Annotated in this window: 10 protein-coding genes and 2 pseudogenes; 5 read left to right on the top strand and 7 right to left on the bottom strand. The window is 55.5% G+C overall.

The window, feature by feature from the left end; all coding sequences use genetic code 11:
• Positions 1-1,803, bottom strand: coding sequence for a hypothetical protein (locus ACMGFH_RS10390; protein ID WP_415383040.1), 1,803 nt, complete (start codon positions 1,801-1,803; stop codon positions 1-3).
• A 729-nt stretch (positions 1,804-2,532) separates the two neighbouring features.
• Between ACMGFH_RS10390 and ACMGFH_RS10385 the strand changes: the two genes are divergently transcribed.
• From ACMGFH_RS10385 to ACMGFH_RS10375, 3 genes are all read left to right on the top strand, one after another.
• On the top strand, positions 2,533-3,096 hold the full coding sequence (locus ACMGFH_RS10385; protein ID WP_415383038.1) for a hypothetical protein: 564 nt from the start codon (positions 2,533-2,535) through the stop codon (positions 3,094-3,096).
• Positions 3,089-4,048: a metallophosphoesterase family protein gene (locus tag ACMGFH_RS10380; protein WP_415383037.1), complete on the top strand. Its 960-nt coding sequence runs from the start codon at positions 3,089-3,091 to the stop codon at positions 4,046-4,048. Before ACMGFH_RS10385 ends, ACMGFH_RS10380 begins: the two co-directional genes overlap by 8 nt.
• A gap of 914 nt (positions 4,049-4,962) precedes the next feature.
• Positions 4,963-5,625: a hypothetical protein gene (locus ACMGFH_RS10375; RefSeq protein WP_415383036.1), complete on the top strand. Its 663-nt coding sequence runs from the start codon at positions 4,963-4,965 to the stop codon at positions 5,623-5,625.
• A gap of 1,024 nt (positions 5,626-6,649) precedes the next feature.
• Here the strand turns inward: ACMGFH_RS10375 and ACMGFH_RS10370 are convergent.
• Entirely contained in the window at positions 6,650-6,907 is a 258-nt protein-coding gene (locus ACMGFH_RS10370) for a hypothetical protein (protein WP_415383035.1), read from the bottom strand.
• Between the two features lie 391 nt (positions 6,908-7,298).
• A pseudogene (locus tag ACMGFH_RS10365) lies at positions 7,299-7,847 on the bottom strand (restriction endonuclease); the annotation flags it as partial.
• On the opposite strand from ACMGFH_RS10365, the pseudogene ACMGFH_RS10360 reads away from it, so the two are divergent.
• Positions 7,824-8,428 (top strand): annotated as a pseudogene (locus ACMGFH_RS10360) (amidohydrolase family protein); the annotation flags it as partial. The pseudogenes ACMGFH_RS10365 and ACMGFH_RS10360 overlap by 24 nt on opposite strands.
• Positions 8,429-9,078: 650 nt before the next feature.
• Here ACMGFH_RS10360 and ACMGFH_RS10355 read toward each other — a convergent pair.
• From ACMGFH_RS10355 to ACMGFH_RS10340, 4 genes are all read right to left on the bottom strand, one after another.
• Positions 9,079-13,680 (bottom strand): AAA domain-containing protein, encoded by a 4,602-nt coding sequence (locus tag ACMGFH_RS10355; RefSeq protein ID WP_415383034.1) that lies wholly within the window; start codon positions 13,678-13,680, stop codon positions 9,079-9,081.
• A gap of 370 nt (positions 13,681-14,050) precedes the next feature.
• The gene (locus ACMGFH_RS10350; protein ID WP_415383033.1) at positions 14,051-16,618 is read right to left on the bottom strand and encodes a DEAD/DEAH box helicase; all 2,568 of its coding nucleotides are present in this window, start codon (positions 16,616-16,618) and stop codon (positions 14,051-14,053) included.
• 2 nt (positions 16,619-16,620) lie between these two features.
• Positions 16,621-18,078: a ribonuclease H-like domain-containing protein gene (locus ACMGFH_RS10345; RefSeq protein WP_415383031.1), complete on the bottom strand. Its 1,458-nt coding sequence runs from the start codon at positions 18,076-18,078 to the stop codon at positions 16,621-16,623.
• Positions 18,079-18,362: 284 nt separating this feature from the next.
• On the bottom strand, positions 18,363-21,275 hold the full coding sequence (locus ACMGFH_RS10340) for a helicase-related protein (RefSeq protein ID WP_415383030.1): 2,913 nt from the start codon (positions 21,273-21,275) through the stop codon (positions 18,363-18,365).
• Positions 21,276-21,368: 93 nt separating this feature from the next.
• Between ACMGFH_RS10340 and ACMGFH_RS10335 the strand changes: the two genes are divergently transcribed.
• Entirely contained in the window at positions 21,369-22,019 is a 651-nt protein-coding gene (locus ACMGFH_RS10335; RefSeq protein ID WP_415383029.1) for a hypothetical protein, read from the top strand.
• Positions 22,020-22,028 lie beyond the last annotated feature (9 nt).

Below are 22,028 nucleotides of genomic sequence, written 5' to 3'. Positions count from 1 at the left end.
TTATGCGTTCACGACTGCGTTCAGCAGTTCCTCAAATCCGACGGGCTGAACCTTCCCATTCTCCACTTTCAGTTTGTACTCACCATTCTCGTCCTTGCCGGTGAGATAGTAGACCGGGAAGACCGGGTAATCGGCTAACTCGATCAGCGTGTCCGCCAGCGGATTCCCGTTCTCGTACCGGTCGTTCACGTAGTCTCTGAACTCCACGTACTGTTCGGTTGTGGGCGGTTCGTCGGCTAATAGACCGTCGTAGTCTTCCAGGAGATAGTCGGCCTTCGTCGCGACGGGGATTATCTCGTCGGGATCGGCGCCTTGGACGATTTCTGTCATCTCACGCAGCATCATCCCGGGGTCGTCCTCGACGATGTCTTCACCCGTCTGGAACCGCTGCGAATCGAGTAACACGAGGAGCTTGTCGGCGTCACCCACGTTCGTGATCAGGGCGTTTTCAACCTTCTTGCGGACGTTACCGCCGAGGTCGGTGTTCGCGCCCACATCGCCGTCGGCGTCTTCGGCGGCGGGCCTCCCGTCGACATCGTCGGGCACACCGGCCTCCGGGCCCGGTCGTTGCGTTTCGTCTATCCCGTCTTCGAGCGTCTCGTCGACGACGTCGTCGAGAGTTCCCAAGTCGTCACCGTCCCGAGGCTTGCCTCCAGCGGCCTCTGAACGCTTCGTCTCGTCGACGACGTCGTCGAGAGTTTCCAGGTTGCCTTGCTCCTCCTGTTCAAGCGGATCCGGCCCGTCAGCGGTTTCGTCCCGCGGTTCTCCACCGTCCGTCATCTTCTGTCCTTTCCGCTGTTCCACCCGCTGTGCCAGGTCCTTGAGCACCTCGCCGGGGTAATCGAACATATTGACAGTGGCCCGCAGCGACTTGCCGCGCTTCGTGTCGGTTTTGGTGAACCGGATCTTGACCTTCTCTGCTGTGTCGATCATCGTGTTCCCGATCCCCCACCCGGTCAGGCCGGACCGTATCCCGACGAGCCGATTGGTGTGCTCCTCGATGATGTCGGGCATCCTGCCCTCTACTGCCTCGACATCATACTTGTCATCCCGGGTAACTGTCAGGTGGAGACCCAGAGCCAGGTAGGTCTTCCCGGACTGCTGAGGACCGAGCACCTCGAACTGAACGCTTGGCGTTTCCTCCTCCTCCTCGAAACTGATCGCCGACGTCGACTCGGTGGTCTTTTCCTCAAGTACCATCACGTTCACGTCGAGTAGCTGGTAGAGGAAGTACAGCAATCCGACGCTCGTCCCGAGGTGAAAGAGAACCTGCAACGGGTTCGGATTGAAGAGGGTGTTCAGTGCGTTTGCGGCCACTACCACTGTAAACATGAACAGGACGAGCCCGCGGTAGGCGACCGGGAACTCCGCGGGCGAATTTCTCCCCTGCTCGTTCGTCATCCAGTGTGCCCACGAGTTATCCGGATGGGAGTAGTCCAGCCTCATCAGGTCCCCACCCAGCGACTGGTCTCCTGCGCGGGCCTCTGACGCTATCCCGATACTCAGACCGAAAACGAATGCGGCGATGTTGACGGGGCTACTGAAGTCGATGTTCGGGATACCGATCCCGAAGACGGCGAGTAGCGCCGTGACGAGGGCAGAACCGAAAAGCAAGATGTATCCCTGATAGCGCTTTCGCCAGTCGTTCGCGAATAGTACCAGCCAGCCCAGATAGAGGCCGCTTCCGAGCATCGCTAGAACCTGAACACTGGACCCGCCCGCCGTACCGAGCGGCAGATGAATCTGTTCGCTGACGAAGCGATAGGCGCCCTTCGTCCACATCGTGTAGAAGAGATGGACCATGGGGAACGCGAACATGACCGTCAGTATCAGATAAAGGAATAACGAACGTCGCCTTTCTTCCTGAGGGTGAATTGACGAGGACATAGTCTTTCGATAGTATGACGTGACCATATAGTTAAATTCTTCCTCTCTCACTGAGAGTTCGTTGCGGAGGCACTATCTAGTTCAGAAATGTGACCGCTTAGCTCGTGGCAAGGGAGGGCAGTCAGGCGGCCACCAGCATCAACGAGAAACATGGTTTCGGAGACGTTGTGTTTCTCGTGATGCGATGGGTAAACACCACCGCGGGACCGAATCCACATTCGCGATGGCTGGAGCAGTCGTCACACATATTCAAATAGGATATTCTGCTGCGGACATCGCAGCATCAGCAATTCTTCTGGCGTTAGCACTGATAGTAAGCTTGTTCCATATTGGTGCCTTCTAACCCAGTTCGCATAGCTATCTAACAGCTGTTTCTGCAGGAAAGTTGTCGAGATAATAGGATTTCAACAAAGCCGCTGATGTGTGTTCGTCTTCCATCGAGCGCATGATGTTCCCATCATCCTCAAGCCGATGAATGCAGACACGACCGAAATCACAAACATCGTCGAGTGGTTGTAGTCATATTGATGATTGTCCGACTGTCTGTCTACAGATGGCGATCCAGCCGTAGAACCTGTATTGTTCCCTGTTACCACCGTCCACCCGGGCGTAAATTTCGAGTAGTCACTCGGCAACGAGCAAACCATGGACTATCTCATCTCGGATCTTCACCTTGACCACGACAATATCATCAACTACTGCGACCGACCGTTCAGCTCAGTCGAGGAGATGAACGAGGCGCTGGTCGAGCATTGGAATGACGTAGTCGACCCAGATGACGAGGTTCTGTACGGTGGCGATTTGACTATTCGGACGTCAGCTCCGGCCCTACTGGACTGGCTGGACGAACTCAACGGCGAGATCGTCTTCGTACTGGGTAACCACGACGGTATCATACTAGAAGAGCGGGACGGGGTCCAGTTTGTGGAAGAGTTTCGGTTCGAGCACCGTGGAATCCCGTTCCACGCCATCCACGATCCAGCGGATGGCCCCTCGAACTGGAATGGGTGGCTACTTCACGGCCACCACCACAACAACTGGCCGGACCAGTACCCCTTCATCGACCACGATACTCGACGTATCAATTTCTCGGTTGAGCTACTGGACTACCGACCGCTGGCGGCCGACAGATTAGTCGACTATATGGCCTACGGCGAACGATTCCCCGACCGAACCACCGCTGAGAACGCCCTGAAGGCAAATGACTGAATCGAGCCCCGAACCGATCTGCAGTGTCGAGGGCCCTACCGTTGACTTGCTGATCATCTCTGATTTGCACCTCCGCCCCACAGGAGCGCAATATGCAGTTGCAGAGCTCCCGGTCGAAACACACGACATCGTGCTGTCTCTCGGTGACGTGGTCGACGAGAACCGCGAGCATGCCAAGTCTGTGTCGGCTGGTGAAGCCTACGAAGAACAGGGCCGGGTATTCCTCGAGCGTCTCGATGAGCAGGGAGTTCCAGTACTCGCAGTACCTGGGAACCACGACCCTGTCGACTGCACCCGGCGGCTGAGCGAGGGACTCACGAATATCCATCCACTTCACGGCGTTACTCGAAACGTGGTCGTAGGGGCAGACTGGTCGCTCTCCGTTGCCGGTTGGGGCTGTGAGCAGTTCGACTTCACGCCAGCCCTGCTGTCCCCTGACTATCCAGACATCCCAATCGAAGGCGAGGCACGGACGCCAGATACCGTCGCAAGCACTCTTCTCCGTGCGGTAGGGGAATACCTCGCCGGCGACCTGTCCGAAACGAACCTCGCACACAAACTTGGTACCGAGGCGACGAACCCCTCGTTCGAGACGTCGCTCACTCTGCTCGATGCCCGCTTTGAGACGCTCATCGAATTAGTAGAGGGAGTCAACAGCCCGACCGTCGTTACAAGCCACATCTCTCCATTCAATGTACCGTTCGACATCCGCGGACAGCACTCGCACGATGGAGACTACCATTTCGGCTCCGTAGCGCTTCGGGTTGCACTGGCGGCGGCTGGTGTCGACGCCTGTCTCTCTGGACACACCCACCAACGCGGACTGACAGCGATCCCGACTACCAGAGGGCATTCGTACGTACACAACCCCGGTGACGCGGGGGTCTCGAGCGTTTCTATCAACCAGAATGGAACCCTCCATGTGGAGGATGTCGACGTTTCGTGTGGGTGATTGGGCATTCGGAGGGTTGCAAGCCGCCCGGACAGGCAGACACGTTCCCTAATCACTACGACTACCTACGCTCAGCTATCACTGATAAGGGGATTTCTGAGGCAGTGAGTTCGAGGTTAGCCAACGATAGGTAGCTCCGAGACTGGTTCCGGAATCCGAACAGATAAACACTCTATGAATGAAGGTATCTCAGCAAAATGTGGCAGACATTCTATCGCGGCGGTCTCAAATTCCTCGATTTGGGACGAACGATATGTATGTTAGTCTTTCTGCCCGGAACCGTTCTACATGAGTTATCGCATGCACTAGGGTGTCTGCTAACGGGAGCGGAGATCATACAAGTCAATTACTGGCAGTGGCCCAACTATTTGGACTGGACGTCGGAGGATAATCCCGCGGGGCGGGTTCGACATTATAGTACTGAGAGCCCTTGGAGAGAAATAGTCATTTCGCTGCTCCCACTACCGGTGTGCTCTGGTGCCGGGACGATGTTGCTCTTTGGTTCAATTCGACTGCAGCCTCCGATTTCGATACCCCTCCTCTATCTCTCGCTAGCAATGTATAGTTCGTCAAGACTCAGTAACAGCGACCTACAAAGTATCTCTGATGCGGTCGAAATGGAAACAGGCATACTTGTGACAATAATCAGTGGTGTCGCGACAGTAGGTTCTTTCCAGATATTACCAATAGCCCTCCTTTACACCGCAATCGGTCTGTATTTTGACTTTCCACCAGTCGTATGGATCTCAGGAGCAGTGGGATATCTCATCTCTTTTGGACTGTTCGCGATCTACGACTGGGTGAGCAGGATTGGATATTTCGCATAGAAGTGTGGTGTCTGCTTGTTTGGAATTCCCTCTCTTCAGATTCATCACGGACACATCTTCTAAGAGGGCACAGCCGAGCCCTTGTGTATGCAGCCAAAGTCAGAGATCGAGGGGTACCTCATCGAGGAGGGCGCAGCGTTGATCCTTCGGTACGGGTCTTGGATAACAGAGAAATTAGCACCGAACGATCACGATCTAGTAGCGCTCTATCGGTCGAAGGAGCGACGTAAAAACTTTGAATTGGCCCACTGGGATGTCACTCGGCTCTCGATACAAGAACTGAATCAGTACATCCGCACGTTGGACCCAGTATATGCGACCGAGCCCCTGCTCACGGGTGAAGTTTCCTATGGGAGCCAGTGGGAGCTTGATGCATTACGGAACACACTATTCGAGACTGAACTCTCCCAACACACAGTCCACTATAATATGTCAGAGGCCCTCAGCGAATTCCAGCAAGCACGGCATCTCCGACAGCAAGAGCGACATGCTTGCTCACTCCGCTCGCTCACGTTCTGCCTCTCACACTGGGCGGTGGCATGGTGGTATGCGAACGGGAAGCGCCCAACCACCATCAACGATGTAATGACGGAATATGGGGTCGAAGCGTTGTATGGCGAGCTACGGTCACAGATACAGACAATCCCGACGGAAGAGGCACCGGCGGACGTAGTCAAACGGCTTGAACAACAGGTCAGCAATTCGATTATCGGGGTAGAAAATCAGGGGAAGTCGGTTCGCCCAAAATGATTTAGTATTGTAACGCAACCAGTCACATATGACATTTAAACAGTCGATACGGAACGATCTGGGGACGCTTAGTGATTTCGAGCTCAATCGACTGGACCAGTTCGGGAGGGTCAATCATCAGACCTTGGGGCATCAGATGAATGATCCCCAGTTCCGACCGATTGTGGAGGACCTAGCCCAAGAAGAACTAGCCAATCGTGAGCGACGCCGTGTTGCAGCTGCTTACGAGGATGAATCTTTGATGGGTAGCTCAGTCGGACTATCACCCGATGATCCGTTCGTGAACGATAGAATAGACCCGCTCGAAAACGGAATGTCAGCGTTTGACACAGCACAATCGGAGGTAAACTCATTCCACGCACCGAGCGAGCCGTTGCAATCTCCGGATAACAGCCCGAAGGGGGGCAGTTCTGGGAGCGATAGTGCACTCACAGAGCGAGAGCAGAAGGCATTACTACTGCATTTCGTCTCGACAACGCTCATTCCGCTGTCTGTGACTGACGCTGACGACTATACATCAAGCTGTAGTGATTGTTCAGTCTCCCCGATCGCTGACGGCCCTCACCACGAAGACGAATGTCAGTTCCACTACGCATACCTCAAACTGGACACCGAAAATGCCCACAACTCTGACTGTCGACACTGCGAGGCCCGGCCCGCAGTGTCTGGGTTCCATCACGAAGGGAGTTGCCCGCGGGGCATCCCCGCGATCGCGACATGGAGTGTTACCGCCAGCAACTACGACGTTGCCTGCTCATCTTGTAAATCGAAACCTGACTCTGAGGGGTCACACCACGACTCAAGCTGTGAGTACCACGCTCCGCTGCCGCTCTATCACACGGACCAGGCCCACTCAGGCTATTGCAAGGCTTGTGGAGCGTTACCTTACGTCGCAGGCCCGCAGCACAAACACGACTGCGAAAGACATATTGACGGGATACCGATTCCGGTCGCCTTAGTCAGCGACTGAAAGAGCGACCGCCTCTTACGAGATAGCAAGGCCCGTATTCAAAGTCAGAAGCAGTCACTTCGCGCGGCCCTTCCGGCCATTCGAATCGCTCCCACTACTCGTGCCATAGGGTGGAAGCAATGCTCCAAGGATCTTGAAAGGGAGAAACAAGAGAAACGCACAAAGCCGGAAAGCTCCGTCTATGAGCGCAAATGTGATATCGAATATAGCACCCACTAACGCGAACACGGCGTCTATTGTGGCTGCGATGAGCTTGAAGATCGCTTCGATAATCTTGAACGGAAGGGTGATGATGTCAGTGATTATTCCCATGGTGACTCGTCAGGATGACACGCAGCCACTATAAATCCTTTGTCAGGTGTGCGAGTGTTAGCGGATATGACCGTCAGCGTGCCGGGGAAAATCGCATCGAGGTGTGCCGCAGAGCGGAGAGGGATAGCGTATGAGGGCTGCGGCGATGAGATCGATCAGAAGTGAATCGGCGACTGGTACCTAAGGCAGCTGAGAGCGCCCAAATCGATAATCTCGAACAGGGAGTGACCAGTAAACCCACACTGTATATCGCGCTAGGGAGCGATTCAATTCCTCATGGGAATGAGCGTAGTATGAGATCCGGTAGATCGTAGAATGCGTGAATTGATCAGCAACACTTTAGAAAAGACTCAAAGGAACGGTCGCTGGGTCGACAAAATACCGAACCCGCTCAGATGATCCCGCCGGCCAGGAACTTGTTCTCCAACGCTTTCTCGTGAAGCGGCATCTCGGCGTACTCTTCGCGGAACGCCTCAAGGTTCTAACCGTCGTAAAAGTACTTCGTCTTCAACCCGAACCGTTCCGCCACCGCACAGCCCGTACAGACTGGTTCGCCTTCCAGTCGCTCCGTTTTGGTGTGGCTGGGGCAGGCGATATCCCCACAGTTCGGACAGTAGGCGTATGTCTCGTCGCCACCGTTCGCGTCACAGTGGACGCACCGATGGATCCCGTCCTCGGCGATTATTCGTGACCGGCCTGCCGCGTAGTATTCGTAGGGGTAGGTGTACTCCTGGAGCTCGGTCGTGTGCCGAACTTCCGGGGGATACACCGGTTCGATCGACTGGACGGAGATATCCGCGTGGTTTGGCTCGCAGGTCTTGTTATACGTGACGTTGATGTCGCCGGCATAGGTGACCGTCGTCGTGTGATGCTGCTGGAGCTGCTCGACGGCCGACTCCTTGTACCCCGTTTGGGTCTGCCCGAGCCTGCGCTCCTCGACGACCGCTTGGTCGCCGCTCACTTTCGCGTCGCTGACGACGAAGACATTACACCCACAACCGAGGCGGAGGCGTCCGTCGCACACTGCCCGTCGGTGTTCGCCTACTGGAATCCAGACGCCGAGATGCAGTGGACCCCGTCCCCGAACTCCGGGCAGCGGGCGTCGGCGTCGGGCTGGGCATCGACGATCACTACTGGCACGACTCCTACAGCATGTTCGGTGAAGCACGGCAGGCCCGCCTCGCGGCCAACGTCAAGCGGCGACCGGCCAGTATTCTTTGATGGAGCTCGTCCGAATACTTACGATTGAGGGGGGCTCGTGCCCTCAGTATCGGCGACGAGATCGGGAGCATTGAACCGGACAAGCGGGCGGATCTACTTGTCCTCAACGTCGACAAGCCGAAGTTCACCCCGCTGACGAACATACCCGCTCACGTGGTGAACAACGCTGCACCGGCAGACGTTGAGACGGTTCTCGTCGACGGTGATGTCCTGATGCGCGATGGGGGGCCGACCACGATGAACGTCGACGCAGTCCAGAAGCGAGCGGAGCAGGCAGTCGAGCGCTTCGCCGACGAGACCGTCGTAGGAAAACTATTGTTATGTCTGTTTCTCGTACTTCGCCTCTATCGAGGACCTGTTAACGACGGGCTCATCCGGCAACTAGCCTACACTGTGGGCTTCCACGAGGATACATCGAGGGCTGTGATCGAGGATTTCCTGCAATCGAATCGTTACCGAATCGGTGATCGGCATGGACGACCGTTTCCGAGGCATTCTGGGGGTACGACGGTCAGAGCACGATGGACTAGATCGATGTCCCGACACAGGTCATTCACGGGCCTGCAGACGGGATCGTTCCCGTGGAAGTAGGACGTAACACGGCGCGTCGGATTCCCGAGAGTGTATTCTGTCGGCTCGAGCGAACCGGACACGCGGCGATGACCGAACGGCCTGAAGCTTATATCACTTTAATCAAGACACTCGTCACTCGAGACGTGAAAACCTTGATCTTGAAAGAGCAGTTTCTCCCCATCTCGACTAACTACTCTTGATACGTTTGGAATCCGAACAGGCTATACAGAGGTCTGATTATACCTCAAGAACAGATACTTCCTCTTTGATGACTGGTTAAGGGTACCGGGCCTATTGCACGCTATATTTAATCTGTACCGTCTGATCCTCAATGACAACCTAAATATAATTTAGAATGTTTGAATGAGGTCCTTCCCTTATTGGAGGTTCTCATATGTATAGGCATAAATTTGCGGATCTTCATCGATAGACGACGGTAGCCCTGTACTGAGAATTTCACTGAGCGTCCCACTCCATATCGGATTTTTACCACGTTTTGTTGGTGCTTCACCACTACCTATCCCGATCTCTTTCCAGATGAGCGTCTCGTCGTAGAGGTCCGGATCTGCTGGAATATAGCCCAAGAGTGTTTCCGGGGCGATGATTACTAGCTTATCGCGATGGCGGGTAAGTGATACGTTGACACGGTTCTGACTTAGCAAGAAGTCGCTCTCTTTAGAGATATATTGTGGGTCAGAAACGGTCGCACTCACGACCATCAGATCCTGCTCGCCTCCCTGGAAGCGATTTACTGTCTCTACCGCGATCTCACTCTTGTCTTCGTTGGTGAGTTTCGCATCTTCGAGTAGAGCTGTCACCCTACTCCGTTGTGCATTGTGTGGTGTGACGACTCCTGCAGACGTGGTATTATTGCGCCCCTCGAGGATCCTCGTCGCTAGTGCTGCTTCGATTGGATTCCACTGCTGGAAATGCTCATCACTTTGGTACGTAACTAGTGTCACAGATGCATCTCCCAGGATAGCATCCACTGGTCTCGGTAAGTCGGCATCAGAGACTTCCACGGGTGCCGATTCCCGTCCCGATTCGTAGTCAATGCCGTCCGCTTTGTACACGGTCTGTCGAGTCAGGTCCGCCGTTGTCGACCCAAATCGGTAGGTTCTGGACAATCGGAAGAAAGGAATGCCGGTGGCCTCGGTGGACGCCCGATGTTCGTGCTCCCACTCACTCTGCCGCTCCTCATCCAAGACGTCGTCTTCCCCGCGTAGAAGACGAAGATAATCGAGAGCAGACAGGTAGGGAACCGTCGCACGGATGTCCCTTCGGGATTCATCATCCCAGTCGTGCTTCTGTACAGGCGGGAGTTGCCGGTGGTCGCCCCCGACCAATACTTGCCCTCCCGGGGCGAGTGCGCTTCCTGCTAGAAGGAAATTAGGGAGCGTGAGCATCGAGGCTTCGTCGGCTGCAAGCACATCCCAGTACCCTTGATCAGCAGTTTCCTCGTCTTCAGAGTCAGGACATAACTTGCTCACTAGACGCCATGCACGCCCTGGTGTAGCGAATACGAGCGTTTGTACGGACTCGTCGGCGTCACTATCGTCGTTTGCGACAGCACCGAAGTTACTCAGCCTCGACTGTCCACCCGAGCCTGTTTCGCTTGAAGCACTGCCGCCGGAGGTCACCCACTCTCGAAGTTGTTCCAACTTCTCTGCATCATCTGAATCGTTGTAGTCGATATAAGTGACGTTTTCTGGCGCATTTTCTGGCTCGTCGTTGGCTATGCGGACGAGATGAGCATTCTCGAGCGACGCTTTGAGCTGCGAGGTATCCTTCCCAGACGCCTGTTCCGCGTCGGTCATCGTCTCCGCGACATCCTCGAGGAGTTCGTCTATCGCGGTATTCGATGGGGCGGTCACGAGCCCAGCGAAGTGAGCGTTATTGGCAGCTGCGGCATACATTCGCGCGCACAATCCCGGTGCGAACGCACCGGCAGTCTTTCCCGTTCCAGGAGGCCCCTGGAGACCGACGATTTGTGCAGTGCCCTCCGTAATGAATGCTCGCTGCTCATCACTCGGGAGTGAGTCAGGACCAAACGACTCAGAGAGCCAGTCCGCGAACGTATCCAACCCATTATCGCTGATACCGCTGGCTTTGGGCGAAAGCTCGTTTTCAAACCGAACAGCTTCTAGCACTTCATGAAGTTCGTTTGTGTCCGCATGCTCTAATGCAGCTTTGGCTCGTCCAGCTGTGATATCGTCCGTTTGCGGGTCAAGAATGACCTGTTCACCATTAGCGAAGTAGGTCCGATTACTGTCTGACGTGTCGTATTTTTCTTCAGTAGTCCATTTATCGTGCGTCCGGCCGAAATCGTCGCCCTCGCCGTAGAAGTTGTGTGCATCGAAGGAGATGGCTCTACTATCCAGATCTAAGGTTTCCAGCGTTACCTGAACGCCCGATTCAATTTCGTATGGCTGTGTGGTCTCGGTATCCAATCGACCGAAGTCGTAGGGATTCGCCACCATCCAAGACCCGCTCGAAGACCCCTCACTCCCCTTTTGCCGACACGCGCGTCGGATTTCTTCTTCGTTCCTGAGAAACGGCAGATCAAATCGAACTACTCCTTCGACGTGAAGCGTGCGACTGTTCTTCTCTTCGACTTTGTTGATCGAAACGGGGATCGATTTTCCGGACAACATCCGCTGAGTCGGAAGCTTTCGATAGTGGTCATACTCTTCCTTTCGTTGGGCTGTATGTTCTATCCAAAGATACCGGTGACAAGCTGCTGCGAGTGATGGTGGTGAGTAGGCATCGACGGCCAATCGTCCCATCGGATAGGGATCCTTGTTGAGTACCGCGTCACGACTGTTTAGAGAGCGTTCAACGTGTTCCAGGGCATCGCAGAAGTGTCGGCCAAGGGCTCGAATATCTTCGGAGTCAATTTCCCGGTCCTTGGTTCGGATATCGTGATATCGGTATCGAGCCAATTCACGCCCAGCGATGTCGTATTTCGATTTTACTTCTTCAACCCACTCATCATTGATACGCCCGACAGCAGACCAGAGGTATCCAAGTGGGATCTCTGCTCCATAACGGACTTTCGTAGGGATCCCGTGAATGAAGTCTCGTTCTGTCGGGTCAATCTTAACCCCCGGATCAGACCGCTTCTCGCCCGTGACGCTATAATCGAACAGACGGTAACTGAAGACCGACCGCAGGTGGATCGACTCGGCTTCGTCCGTACTATCGGGGGTATATGACCATTCGTCGCTGTCTCTCGATTTGCGATATACGTCATCCGAAACAGGAGAGAGGTGGTCGTACGCTGGGAGCAGTCCCGGAGAAGGAGCGGGGACAGCGGTGTGCGTATCTACTGAAGGACGTAGTCGAGACACCATCGGGCTATCGTGTCCCGGTGATCCTTCGAGCATGGACTGGAACGAATTAATAACCGGGGTCGTATGTCGGTCAAAAGCGTCTTCTAAAGCGGTCCGCTCCATTCCCGTATAGAGATAGAAGTGGAGAGGGGGATCTGACTGATCAATCCCAGAAAATTCGATTCCCTCGCATATTGCCCGAATGGCGTCATAGAGGCGCGTTATGAACGTCTCAAGCAATTCTTTTTCAGCAGCCTGTGATTGAGAGGCACCGTCGGGCGCCCCCTGTGAAACGACGGAAATACGCTGACTCTCCGCTTCACTCGCCGTAGCAGATACGCGAGCACTCAACTGAAGTAACCGATCTCGGAGATGGTCTACCTGGATGTTCAGATACACCCGGACCATGGAACCGTGGAGCCAGTCGTGAGCTATATTCGTGTCTTCGGGGGGTTCATCTTCTGGGAGTGGGCATCGTCCCGTACTGGGAATCCACGGGACGAATCGATCGATGATCTCTCCACCATCTGGGTCCAAGTAATCGGCCATTGCCTTCGCTCGGTAGAGGAGCGTGGGGAACTCCTCTCCAATTCCCGGGGTAGCCTTCAACTCACGGTACTCTTCTCGTTCAAAAGTGGGACTTCTGTACTCCGTTGGATACCAGTCTTCGGGATCAGGCGGCCTGGCGATATCTGCAAGGTCGTCGACCGTCTCGATTCCGTGTTCCTCAAGCGTTGCTTGCTGGGCCGGCGATAGTCCCAAGAGCCTCAGGTGGCCGTCCTCGTAAGCATCTGTTAGACAGCTCTCGTTGTACGCACAATTGGCACATTTATCATTGAGCTGGTACGGAACCTCCTCAAACGGTTTGTCGGCGAGTTTGTCAAGCTCTCCGTCCGGCGCTAGCAGTCGACGAACATCGATGATTCTAGGTTCTACGTCGAAACGGGGGACGTTCTCTGGAGAAGGCGGCGTGTATGAATCTGCCCGAGTGATGATCCCACCTTCGCAAGTAATGGCATCCTCATTTAGTCTCTGAGACTCGTCGATGAGCCTCCTCAACAAGTCAACGTAGGTCGCGGCCTGAATTTGGTGGTAGGACTTCTCCTCCTGCGCACTCTTGACGTCAAGTACGCGTGCTTTTGCGCCATCCGGAGTCGACCAGACAAGAATGAGGTCCGCGTCACCGGCGACATGCCAGTCGCCGATATTATCCACGAAGCTAGCCTGATAAAGTACAGTTGGCTCGTCCGGGGCTGCCGGTTCCTCGCATGCCGTTCTCAGGACTTCTATGATCGCATCGTCATCTGGTGCGAAGTTTTCAGCGTCTCTCGCGAGATCGACGAGCGCGTCCTCTGAGGAGAGGATTTCGTCACAAACACGCTCTTCAAACTCTTCCCCAGCCTTCGTCAGGAGGATATTGAGCGGCTGAAAAGATTCCTGAAAGTCGTCGCCATCGTGGTAACGGGAAGACTCGATATCCTGTACGGAGTGTTTAAAATAGCGAGGACACTGCTCGAATCCGATGTACTCCCCGATTCGAGCGGGGGTAATCACACGCTGTTGATCTTCACTCTCGGGAAGCCGAATGTTGTCCCATTCCTCGTCTTGTCGTGGTGGCATAGAGTCGTCTGGATCGTAGCTAGACATGGTTACCTCCCTCGGTGTGAAGCTGAAACCACAGTTCGGTCATGTGACCCGCATGAGAACCTTCCGCCTCTTCTTTCTGGATTCGGACGTCTGGCCCCCTCCAGGACGGCTCCAGTGGCATCTGACAACCAAGAGTCGAAGCCGAAACTATCGTATTGAGGGAGTGCAGCGTGGCTGTCGGGTCGTTCATTTACCTCTGACATTCCAGACTTGGTCCCGTTCAACCTGCGAGTTGCACGAGGGAGAGCGGCTGCTCGTATTGACTGCTGGTTCCTCGATCGCGAGACAGCACCGTTTGCTGACCAAAGCGTCCGGAGCATGGATCTGGCAAGCCGGCATCGGCGTATTTTGGGCCACGGAGGGATGCTGATCATGAGATTGAGGCAGGGGGTCGCTGTTCATCGATGGGCGTCACTTCACTCTCTGTGTCCGGCAGATTCTCAGCGAGATCCTCCTCATCCTGATCACCGAGGAGATGTTCAAGTACGTCTGCGGCTGCAGGAGAATACAACGGACGATTATCGTTTCCGCACCGGTCGTCCATCGTACAGGCGGGACATCCTTCATCGCGACCGCATGAGCAGTCGACGATGAGGTCGTGGGCGCGTTGTGCCACGTCTTCGAAGTGTTCATATATCGACCGCGAAAACCCGAGACCCCCCTCGATACCGTCGTAGATGAACCATCCGCTCTTTTCAGGATTCTCTGGTAGACGATTCGTTGCAAGACCTCCAATGTCACCCCCATCGACCTTTAGCTCAAGCGGCGAAACGGCGATCATCGCGTGCTCGACGGCGTGAATCCCACCGAGATATCCGTGAAGCCGCGGTGGGAGGTTGATGCACTCCGGGTTGTGATACTCCGAGTGCTTGTTGAGCATCGCCTGTTCGATGTCGGTAGGGGTCTCAGCCCAACACAACTGGGTTCGCATCTCTAACGGCGGAACACCAGTTTCATTACCCAGTTCGAGCACGTCCCCACTCCCGATCTCTCGTTTGAGATACGTACTGTAGTGGACCGATACCGTTCCATACCCCCAATTCAGCGTGAACGGCCCGACCTCACGAAAATCTTCGACGACGGTGTCGTAAATGTTGACTTGGCCCTGGGACTGGGTGTAGTAGTTCACATTCGCTTTTTCAAGCGAGATATACGGCTGAGGGATGTCTTCTCGGAGTTCGACGACCTGGTACTGCTCACCCTGGTGGAGAACAGTTGCACCCTCGTGGTAGTCTCTATAGGCCCGGTCACGGCCTATCGCCTGATGATCTATCGAGCCGTCACCAGCAAGCCGGACGTCAAAGGCGTTTCCACCGGAGGAATACAAGCTAATCTCCTCCTGTGGGCGGTCGCGATGGGCGTACATCACACCGCTATCGAGCGACCCCTCGAGGTCGCCGTTCCGTCGGCCGTACTCGACGGCACGCTCTAGTCGTTCCTCACCTCCGAAATCCTCTGCGTCATCGAGCGTCAGCGGTAGTTCCTGCGCAGCGCACTCGAGTTGCTGCAGGTACACTGGATTGTTGTCGAGGTCGACGACAGCGCTCTCGTGGTCCTCTTCGAGGACGTACTCGGGGTGCTGGAGGATGTACTGATCGAGCGTGGAGTGGCTTGGGACGAATACAGAGAGCGCATCCCGGGTTCCCCTGCCTGACCGACCGATCCGCTGCCAGAACGATTGTCGCGACCCTGGATACCCCATGAGGACGGTCCCGTCGACGCCGCCGATGTTGATCCCGACTTCTAAGGCACTCGTCGTCGAGACGCCGTCGAGCTGGCCTTCCTTGAGCTGGTGCTCCGTCCCCCGACGTGATTGCTTGCCGTGTCCAGCGTGGTAGGCCGCGAGATCTGGTCTCCCCTGATACCGGTTCTCTGGATCGCCGATGAACCGCTTTGCGCGGTTGACGGATAACTCGGTGAGCTTTCGCGAGTCACAGAACAAGAGTGACTGAACGTTCTTCTGGCACATGTGTGCCCACACCTCCGGGGCCTCAACCGTTGCCGGACGTTTCGACAGTGGCGGAGAGTCGATCTCGTCGGTAAGACCGTCGTCACCACTCATGGGGGGATCCCAGAAGACGAGATGACGAATGCCCCTCGGCGAACCGTCTTCGTCGACGACGGCCGCAGGTTCTCCGGTGAGTGCGAGGGCATGTTCCGAGGGATTGCCGATAGTCGCTGTTGTGAGAACGTACTGTGGATCTCCGCCGTAGTAACCGATGATCCGTTGTGCACGTCGGAGTATCCAGGCGACGTGCATTCCACCGAGACCAGTCCACATGTGTGCTTCATCGATAGCGACCAGTGAGCAGTTCGAGTGGAAGTCTGCCCACAGGTGGTGACTCTCCAGGTATTGATTCAGCCCCACGAAGTTCGTGATTACGACGTTGCACTCATCGCGGATGCGAGACTTCTCTTCGCTTTTCGTATCGCCGTCGTAGACACCGACACTGATATCCAGGCCAAGGGTGTCACGAAAGAACTCGTTGAGTTCCTGTTCTTGGTCACGGCTCAGCGCCTTCGTCGGATAGACGATCAGTGACCGCGTTTCCGGATCCTCGAGGTATTGACGCGCGATGTGAAGGCCGTATACGAGCGTCTTCCCGGAGGACGTGCTGGTTGCTACACAGACGTTTTCACCCCGATCGAGCACTTCGAGGGCGTCTGCTTGGTGACTCCACGGATCAAACTCTAGGCTCCGAGCGATCTCCGGAGGAAGAACGTCTCCTGCTGGAACGGTCTGCTCTTCCCGAGCAGGAATCTCGAATATCTCGTGGACCTGCCCAAAGTAGCGGTTATTTGGGTAGGTGCTCTCGAGTTCCTCGCCGGTCAGCTGGAGGATATCCGTCTCGATGTCGACTTCATCGTTGCTCGTATTGCTCTCCGTGTTGGTCGTAAGGTCTGTCTGGCCGTAGTCGGTGTCGTGGTCGTCGTGCATTGTTAGAAGTCCATGAGTCCAGTCTGTGTGGTGTTTTCATCACCAGGACCGCCAGCACGCATTTGGCCGGGCGTCGCCTCGGCGATGGCTTCGTAAACTGCGGCCAACTCACGGACGTCCGCTTCACAGTATGCCCGGGCTGCCTCCCAGTCTACGTCGCGAGCGCGCTCTGGAGATCTGAGGAGCCGCTGGATGGTCTTTGCCAAGGATTTCCCGTCAAAGGCGGCAGCAGCCGCGTCACGCCCATGCCCGAGGGCTTCGGCGACGTCTTCAACCCGGTTTGTCCGGCCCGGGAGGACGGCGTTGTCCTTTCGCACGGCCCAGTCCAGCAGGTCGTACTCGAACACGGAGTCCGACCAGTAGTCTGCATATTCTGGGGCGTATCCTCGAATGAACCGGCTGAGGTGTTTGAAATCGAAGTCGTGGCCGTTCCACGCGATGAGTGACGTGCGATCGTATTCGCTGGCGAGCCACGTAACGAACTCTCGGGTGGCTTTTCCCGGGTTGTCTCGCGACGGTTCCCTATCGATGAAGTCCACGTACTCGTCTGCTTCTGGGTCGTAAACGCCGATGAGCCAGATGATACTCGGGTTGAGGCTGTCCGTTTCGATATCAATGAATAGTGGGCTGTACTCTGCTGCGGGGACAGATTCGTTCGTGAGACGGATGACGGAGCCCTCGGACAGCGCGTGGGCGCTCTGTCGGATGCTCTGAGCCTTCGACTCACCAATGCCTCGAATCTCCCGAAGCTCTCGTTCCGTCGCGGCTGCGACTTTGTCACGCGTCTCGTACCCGTTTTGAGCGAGCTTCGGAGCAGTCCCCTTACCCACTCCCGAAAGAGCCCGGAGACCGAATTTATCTGCGGGTGTCGTGGACACGCCGATCCGGCCGTCTGAATCAAGCGAGACACAGGCGAGTTCTGGTGCCCCTTGCCGGCGGGTCGGAGCAAGACCCCGGACTGGAAGGCGAACGCTCTCGTCGTCGACGTCCGCTTTCCAGACGAAGTCATAACTGGCCTCCATGGCCCCGGTGAGGAACGTTGCCTCTCGGTCAGTTCGGTGCTGAAAGCGAGCGAGGTGTTCGAGGCCATCGAGCGAGACATCCATCGTGACTGAGTCGGCACTCGTCTGGATCTCATCGCAGATGACGTAGTCGGCGCCGTCTGGGATTCCGTGCCCGCTGGCAGAAGAGGCCCCACCTACGAAGTCGAGGGAACTGACGATGGAGACGGTGACGTCGTCAATAGTCTCGGTGCAAACCGCGCTACGTCGAGTATATATTACCGGGCACGAGGCGGTACGCTCGACGGTGCTCGCGGTCCGCATATCCAGCTTTTCCTCGATAATGTAGATGAGATCTGCATCGAAGTAGTCGATGAGGTCAGCGATGGCATTCGTCGATGCGTCGGCTAACGCGTCGCAGCGGAGGGCAAGCAGACGAACCCCAGGGTCGCTTGCCATATCTCAGAGGTGGATTGTTCCCTGGTCCGGGTGGTTCATGCTAGATTGCCCCTCGTTTCGTGAATTCGTCATACGCCTACCATGGGAATCCCCCGGCTTATAGTTTCTGACTAGCGGACCTTCGATGTATCTATTTTCTATTTTGGCGGATCGCAAAGTCGTTCGATCATATATGCCGCTAGAAGTCCCTACTCCGCGTATTATAGTGGTTCATCAGAATCTGGGAGATTGGTATAGTGCCTGTGCGGCCCTCAATGAAGGGGATTTCAAGGTCTACGGAAGAATTAGATGGGGAGTGTCAAGCAAAGGTTCTCGATTTCTGGGGCAAGTGAGATGACCTGAGCTTTTCGCTGAAGCTCCTGGCGGCGTTGCTCGATTCTGTCCTCGAGCTTCGAAAGCCGGTCTCGCTGTCTTCTAATCGCGATATCCATGTCGGTTCCTGATTCGGCTTTCCGCTCGTAGTCCGCGATGAACGTCTCGATTCGTTCTCGTTCAGACTCTGCGTATGCTTCGAGGTCCGTAAGCTCCTGCTCCGTTTCCTCTCGCCGCCGTTTTTGGAGTTCGTCTCGGCGAGATTCGACACGCTGACTAATATAGCGATCAGCGGATGAACGCATCTCACTCTCGTTTTCCAGTAGCACTTGAACAGGCTCTTCCTCAGGGCTGCCTTTGATACTGTCCCCATCAACGACTCGCTGTCCAAGACGCTCTTGTGGATCGTTGTGTGCTGCATCGACGAAAACCGGGAGTATCTCTTCACGGATCACTTCGCCGGTACCGTCCTCAAATCGGACTCGGTAGTTGTAGGTAATTCCCGGATCATCGACGAACGGGAGCATTTTCAGACCCACAGAGCCCTGATCACTGTCGAGGACACGCTGCATCAACTCTTGAACCAGCCGCGCGTCTGGAGAGACGTAGTCGATGTCATCGTGGTCCATCGCGAACTCGCGGTTGAATGTGAACGGCCCGTAGAGGTCGCCATCGGTGGCTCGACGAAGAGTCTCCGGTAGATCGGCTCGGAATAGATTGGTCCCAGCTTTTTCGACGTCGCCGCCCAGTGCCGAAATGCCGCGCTCGAAGAATTCTCGAATGTCGGCCTCACTACCGTAGACATCTTCGGATTGATCCATGACTTCCTGGATCCTCTCTCGGCTCTCCTGGTCGAAGGTGCTGGTGTCGATGAGACTGCGCTCGTACCACTCTGCGAGCGTCCGTTGCCGTTCGTCGATGAGTTCCTCGAGTTCCTCTTTCGTCGCACTCGCCGGTTCGTCGTTCCGGATGGATTCCATGATAAGCGAATCCACGTCGACGTCGTCGAGCATTCCGAGGACGTCGGCGGTGTTCCCGAGTTTCCCCCTGATGTTCTCGACCTTCTCCTGCAGCATCTCGAAGATCTCGCCTTCGCGAGTGTCTTCGAACGTGAAATTCCACACCTTCACTTCCTTCTCCTGCCCGTAGCGATGGAGACGACCGATCCGCTGTTCGAGTCGATTGGGGTTCCACGGCAGCTCGTAGTTGACCATGATGTGGCAGCTGTGCTGCAGGTCGATCCCTTCGCTCGCTGCGTCCGTTGCGAAAAGCAGACGAGATTGGCCGTGATTGAATTCGTCTTCGATATTCGCTCGGTCCTCTTTGTCGACATCGCCGTGAATCACGAGGATTTCATCTGCCCACGGCTCGTCCTTCACAAGATCGAGGATGTAATCGAGCGTGTCTCGGTACTCCGTGAACAGCAACACCTTCTCGTTCGGGTTCTCCTCAAGCAGCTGCTGGATATACCGACGAACTTTCTGGGCTTTCGAATCTACCGAAATTCCTTCGGCGAGAGAGACGAGGTCACGTAGTGTTTCGATCTCTTCTTCGAGCTGGGCGTCGCTCTCGGTGATGGTGAGGCCTGCAAGTTCTTCCTCGGCCTTTTGTTTGTCAGTCTCCTCAAGGTCTTCACCTTCGAGGTACGCGGACGCCTCTTCGGAAAGTGAGGTTGCGGTGGATTGCTGATCGACTAAATTCGCCAGCCGACGGCTCAGGGTGGCTTGGATAGCTCCAATAGAACTCACGAGGCGCTTTTGCATCAACGCCATTGCGAACCCGACTGCGGGTTCGTTGAGCTGCTCTGAGCGATTGTAGACGTGCTTAACGTACTCTGTGACTGCTTGATAGAACTGCTTCTCTTCGTGCGTCCGCTCGACCGGGATCGTCCCGACTTCTCGATTCGGGAAAAGCCGTTCCCCGTCGTCGTCGTAAATAGTCTGCTTGCCGCGACGCATCATTACGCGGTCGACTGCTTCCTTGGAGAGGTCCTGGTCCTCCGCAATGAGGAACGGATCGATATATTCGATGAGAGAGCGGAACGCGTCTCCTTTGCCGTCGTGGGGCGTCGCACTGAGGAGGAGCAGCGAGTCGGAGTTATCTGCGACTCGTTCAACCATCTTCGAGGTCTTGCTGGGGGACTCGCCTCGCTTGGCCGCCTTGTGCGCTTCGTCGACGACGACAACGTCCCAGAATGCATTGTCGAGTTCGTCCCGGAACTCTTCCTGGCGTAGGAACGCCATGCCCGCGACCATCCGTTGGTGGTCCTGATTCCAGATGTTCGCTTCCTCACCCAGTCGGCGGCGTTCGCCCTCGACCCACTGGCGGTCGCCAGGCGTTAGGGAGATATCGAAGAAGCGGTCCATATCCCGAATCCACTTCTTCTGGAGATGTGCCGGGACGACGAACAGCACCCGATCTGCACGGTTGCGTGCAGTGAGTTCTTTGAGGATCAGCCCCGCTTCGATTGTCTTCCCCAGCCCGACGTCGTCTGCGATGAGCGCTCTCTGACGGAGCTTCTGCATGACCCAGTTGACGCAGGCCAGTTGGTAGGGCTCCAGACGAACGAGCGAGTTCGAGATACTGAGTAACTGACCTTGTTCGTGGGCGATCTGAAGCTGGAGCGCCTGTGACCGTAAGTCGAACCACTCGGCCGAAACCGCCTCATGGTCAGGATGGAGTTGCCCGGCGGTTGCGGTGTCGAGTGTGCCGAGTTGTTCACGTTTCGGTTCGATGTTCACGTCGTCGATGCAGACGGTTTTTACACCGACGTTCTCGACGTAGGCCCTGAGATAATCGAGGTCGCCGACGGAATACGTCTTGATGACCTCTGCGGGCTGATCGTTGAGGAGAATCGTATCTCCGGGCTCTAGCTTTGCACGCATAGGGATTGGATACCTACCTAACCCCCCGCGAGCACATTATGTATTTTGCTGAGATACTTCATGGGCGGCGATGAATGTCAATTTAGACCACAGATGAGCAAGGATGATCCCGAAGCCCGGGAAAAGTATCTGACCAACACTCACGATGCCTATCGGCTATTCTATACGGTGTTACTCACGATCGGCTTATCTCTAGGATTCAATTCAGTACTGACCGAATTCCGAAGGCTCTCGGTATCTAACTTCGGACGTGAACTCCCGACGTTACTCACTTTCAGTGTCTTTCTTCTGGTTGTGCTTCGATTCTTTTTGGGCGGGGTTCGGCATCTCGATACGACCTATCTTGAGACAGATTTTACCAAGATTACGGAGTCACAAGTTAGCAGTCAGCGATTCAGGGCGGTCGATATCAGCATGCTATTGTTTGACGCAGGAATTATAATAATATTGGGGGGTTTGGTCACTATGCCATACCGATTCTTTACCGTATTTGCGGTACTTCTCTTGATTGACGGGCTCTGGGGGATACTTATCTCCTACCAGATGGGGAGTCTAGCATTGCACAACGATCCGGCTACGCAGACAAAGTGGGGAATCAATAATGGAGGCCATTTTGGACTGTTTGTGCTGGGCCTTGCGTTTGCTCAGTGGCCAGTACTAGTGGTACTTGGTTTCTCCAACTCCCTCGTCGATCTCTACTGGACTTTCGACTCGTATTTTCCGCCGCTCGTACATGAGGAGTAATTCCCACAG

It is taken from the genome of Halosimplex rarum, assembly GCF_047715405.1.
Lineage (GTDB): Archaea > Halobacteriota > Halobacteria > Halobacteriales > Haloarculaceae > Halosimplex > Halosimplex rarum.
The sequence above is the reverse complement of the archived record's forward strand: the minus strand, read 5'-3'. Positions and strand labels throughout refer to the sequence as shown.

Coding starts and splice junctions, on each gene's coding strand:
- ACMGFH_RS10390 (WP_415383040.1), bottom strand. CDS start 1,803: ATGGTCCATCTCTTCTACACGATGTGGACGAAGGGCGCCTATCGCTTC.
- ACMGFH_RS10385 (WP_415383038.1), top strand. CDS start 2,533: ATGGACTATCTCATCTCGGATCTTCACCTTGACCACGACAATATCATC.
- ACMGFH_RS10380 (WP_415383037.1), top strand. CDS start 3,089: ATGACTGAATCGAGCCCCGAACCGATCTGCAGTGTCGAGGGCCCTACC.
- ACMGFH_RS10375 (WP_415383036.1), top strand. CDS start 4,963: ATGCAGCCAAAGTCAGAGATCGAGGGGTACCTCATCGAGGAGGGCGCA.
- ACMGFH_RS10370 (WP_415383035.1), bottom strand. CDS start 6,907: ATGGGAATAATCACTGACATCATCACCCTTCCGTTCAAGATTATCGAA.
- ACMGFH_RS10355 (WP_415383034.1), bottom strand. CDS start 13,680: ATGTCTAGCTACGATCCAGACGACTCTATGCCACCACGACAAGACGAG.
- ACMGFH_RS10350 (WP_415383033.1), bottom strand. CDS start 16,618: ATGCACGACGACCACGACACCGACTACGGCCAGACAGACCTTACGACC.
- ACMGFH_RS10345 (WP_415383031.1), bottom strand. CDS start 18,078: ATGGCAAGCGACCCTGGGGTTCGTCTGCTTGCCCTCCGCTGCGACGCG.
- ACMGFH_RS10340 (WP_415383030.1), bottom strand. CDS start 21,275: ATGCGTGCAAAGCTAGAGCCCGGAGATACGATTCTCCTCAACGATCAG.
- ACMGFH_RS10335 (WP_415383029.1), top strand. CDS start 21,369: ATGAGCAAGGATGATCCCGAAGCCCGGGAAAAGTATCTGACCAACACT.